The 3014-nt window shown below is 63.7% G+C and carries 2 protein-coding genes and 1 pseudogene; 1 reads left to right on the top strand and 2 read right to left on the bottom strand.

Annotation, left to right across the window (positions count from 1 at the left end):
* Positions 1-571, bottom strand: a pseudogene (locus tag SO156_RS45610) (isocitrate lyase); the annotation flags it as partial.
* Positions 572-806: 235 nt separating this feature from the next.
* On the opposite strand from SO156_RS45610, the gene SO156_RS45605 reads away from it, so the two are divergent.
* Positions 807-2252 carry a helix-turn-helix domain-containing protein gene (locus SO156_RS45605; protein WP_498539435.1) on the top strand — a complete coding sequence of 482 codons (1446 nt, stop codon included), beginning with the start codon at positions 807-809 and terminating at the stop codon, positions 2250-2252.
* Between the two features lie 141 nt (positions 2253-2393).
* Here SO156_RS45605 and SO156_RS45600 read toward each other — a convergent pair whose 3' ends face one another.
* The gene (locus tag SO156_RS45600; RefSeq protein ID WP_027522803.1) at positions 2394-2687 is read right to left on the bottom strand and encodes an antibiotic biosynthesis monooxygenase; all 294 of its coding nucleotides are present in this window, start codon (positions 2685-2687) and stop codon (positions 2394-2396) included.
* Positions 2688-3014 lie beyond the last annotated feature (327 nt).

The following is a 3014-nucleotide window of genomic DNA, read 5'->3' as shown; positions in this document are numbered from 1 at the left end:
GGGTCTGGAAGTTGTCGATCTTCGCGATCAGCTCCTTTTCCCTGGTCTTGTCGCCTTCCTTGCGAGCCTTGTCGAGGCTGCGGAAGATGTCGTTGAGCTCGCGGGAGTCGGCCTGACGCAGGAAGGTGTAGAGCTCCTCGATCAGGGCGGGCACCGAGGTCTTCTCGTGCATCGACTGGTCCGGCAGCGGCCCGAACTCGGAGCGCAGCGCCGCGATCATCCAGCCGGAGAGATAGAGATAGCGGCGATCGGTGTTGCCGAAGTGCTTCTTGACCGAGATCAGCTTCTGCTGGGCGATGAAGCCATGCCAGCAGCCGAGCGACTGGGTGTACTTGGTGCTGTCAGCATCATAGGCCGCCATGTCGGCGCGCATCAGCGCCGCGGTGTAGCGGGCGACGTCCAGGCCGGTCCTGAAGCGGTTCTGCAGGCGCATGCGCGCCACGGCTTCGGCGGTCACGCCGTTCCAGGTCTCCTTGGTCTTGAGGAGCGCTTCGGCCGCCTCAATCTCGCTCTGATAGGAAGCCGGCCCCTGGATCGCCCGGTCGCTGATCTCACGCGGTTGGAAATTCATAGTCGTGATCCCTTCGGTGGCGACAAATCTGCAGCGGTTGATTTATCGACATTCTTGACAGTGCATTGCGAAATGCGTGGCAAGAGCTAAACGCGAAAAAGGAAACTTCGTATAGATGCCTTGTTTTTTATTGGTGATGTCATGTAACATAAGAACATGTAACAGGTGTTATTTTGTAAAATTTGTAAAAATCTTGGGTCAAGGAACCTGTCCTTAACCGCTGCGGAGACCTGCAATGCCCGCCGATACCGGGAAAAAGCTCTTTGTCGGCCCGCGCTTCCGGCGGATCCGGCAGCAATTGGGACTGTCACAGACCCAGATCGCCGAGGGACTCGGGATCTCGCCGAGCTACATCAACCTGATCGAGCGCAACCAGCGCCCGGTGACCGCCCAGATCCTGCTACGGCTGGCCGAGACCTACGACCTCGACCTGCGCGACCTCGCGACCGCCGACGAGGACCGCTTCTTCGCCGAGCTGAACGAGATCTTTTCCGATCCGCTGTTCCGCCAGATCGACGTTCCCAAGCAGGAGCTGCGCGACCTCGCCGAGCTCTGCCCTGGCGTCACCCATGCGCTGCAACGGCTCTACGCCGCCTATACAGAGGCGCGCCAGGGCGAGACGCTGGCCGCGGCGCAGATGGCCGATCGCGACGTCGGCACGCGCTTTGAGGCCAATCCGGTCGAGCGCGTGCGCGAGCTGATCGAGGCCAACCGCAATTATTTCCCTGAGCTCGAGCAGGCCGCCGAAGCCCTGCGCGACGAATTGAACGTCCCGGCCGAAGGGCTTTACGCCGCCCTCGTGACGCGCTTGCGCGAAAAGCATTCGGTTCAGACCCGCATCATGCCGGTCGACGTGATGCGCGAGACCTTGCGGCGCTTCGACCGCCATCGTCGCCAGCTCCTGATCTCCGAGCTCGTCGATCCGCCCGGCCGCGCATTCCAGCTCGCCTTCCAGCTTGGGCTCGGCGAATGCGCCCAGCATCTCGAAACCATCATCGGCCGCGCCGGGCCGCTGGACGATGCGCCGCGGCGCCTGTTCCGCATCACGCTCGGCAATTATTTCGCCGCCGCCGTGATGATGCCCTACCAGCCGTTCCTGGCGGCGGCCGATGCGCTGAACTACGACATCCACGTGCTGGCGCAGCGCTTCAATTCCGGCTTCGAGCAGGTCTGCCATCGCCTGACGACGTTGCAGCGGCCGAACGCGCGCGGCATTCCGTTCTTCCTCTTGCGTGTCGACAATGCCGGCAACGTCTCCAAGCGCTTTTCCTCCGGCACCTTCCCGTTCTCGAAGTTCGGCGGCACGTGCCCCCTGTGGAACGTGCATTCGACCTTCGACACGCCGGACCGGCTGCTGAAGCAGGTGATCGAGCTGCCGGACGGCACGCGCTACTTCTCGATCGCGCAGATGGTGCGCCGGCCCGTTGCACCCCACCCTCTGCCGCAGCCGCGCTTCGCGATTGGCCTGGGCTGCGAGATCCGCCACGCCTCGCGGCTCGTTTACGCCGCCGGCATGGATCTCGAGAAGGCCGAGGGCACGCCGATCGGGGTCAACTGCCGCCTCTGCGAGCGCGAAAACTGCGCCCAGCGCGCCGAGCCGCCGATCACGCGCACGCTGATCCTGGACGAGACGACGCGGCGGGTCAGTTCGTTCGCGTTTAGCAACGCGCGAGAATTGTGAGGGCGGCGCCATACGCACCGCCGTCATGGCCGGGCTTGTCCCGGCCATCCACGCGCAACCGCGGATGAGGAGAGACGTGGATGCCCGGGACAAGCCCGGGCATGACGACGGAGGATGCGGCTTGAACGAACCGTCCAACTCCTACGCCAGCGTATGCACGATCACCGGGCCTGCGGCGGCACTGGCATGGCCCGCGAGCAGCGGGCCCAGGTCCTTTTCGATCCAGGCGATCGCGCGCCGGTTCGCCTCCTCGGCCTGCTCGAACTTGTCGAAGATGGAGATCGCGGTCACCGTGTCGTCGCCGGCATAGACCACGTAATAGGCGCGGAAGCCGTCGACATCGCTGATGATCGGAACGGCGCCTTCCTTGATCCGGCGCGCCAGCTCCTCCGCGCTCCCGCTTTTCGCCTTGGCCTGACGGATGGCGGCATACATGGAATCCTCCTTCCGGCTCGCTGATGCAGGGCCTGGTGCCCCACGGCGATGTTACGCCGAAGCGTGGGGCCGATCTACACCTTGGTTAACCCGGGACTAACCCGATCGGCGCGGTCTGCAACGAAAGATTAAGTACGCCTCAACATCGGCGCCTTAGTCTCACCCCAATCACTTTTCGCAAACAACGATGGCCTATTCTGGCGCGTGAAGTGACATCAGGGGGTTCATCATGCGCATCGCGTTGCTGCTGACCGCGACCATTGTCGGCGCGCTCTTCGCCAATCCGTCCAATGCCGGGCCGCTCGAGGCTGCGTCCGCGGACGCAGC

It is taken from the genome of Bradyrhizobium sp. UFLA05-125, from assembly GCF_059803515.1.
Note: the sequence above shows the minus strand (reverse complement) of the source record. Positions and strands in the feature narration are given on the sequence as shown.

Excerpts from the sequence above, each read along its gene's own strand:
- SO156_RS45605 (WP_498539435.1), top strand. The coding sequence starts at position 807 with ATGCCCGCCGATACCGGGAAAAAGCTCTTTGTCGGCCCGCGCTTCCGG.
- SO156_RS45600 (WP_027522803.1), bottom strand. The coding sequence starts at position 2,687 with ATGTATGCCGCCATCCGTCAGGCCAAGGCGAAAAGCGGGAGCGCGGAG.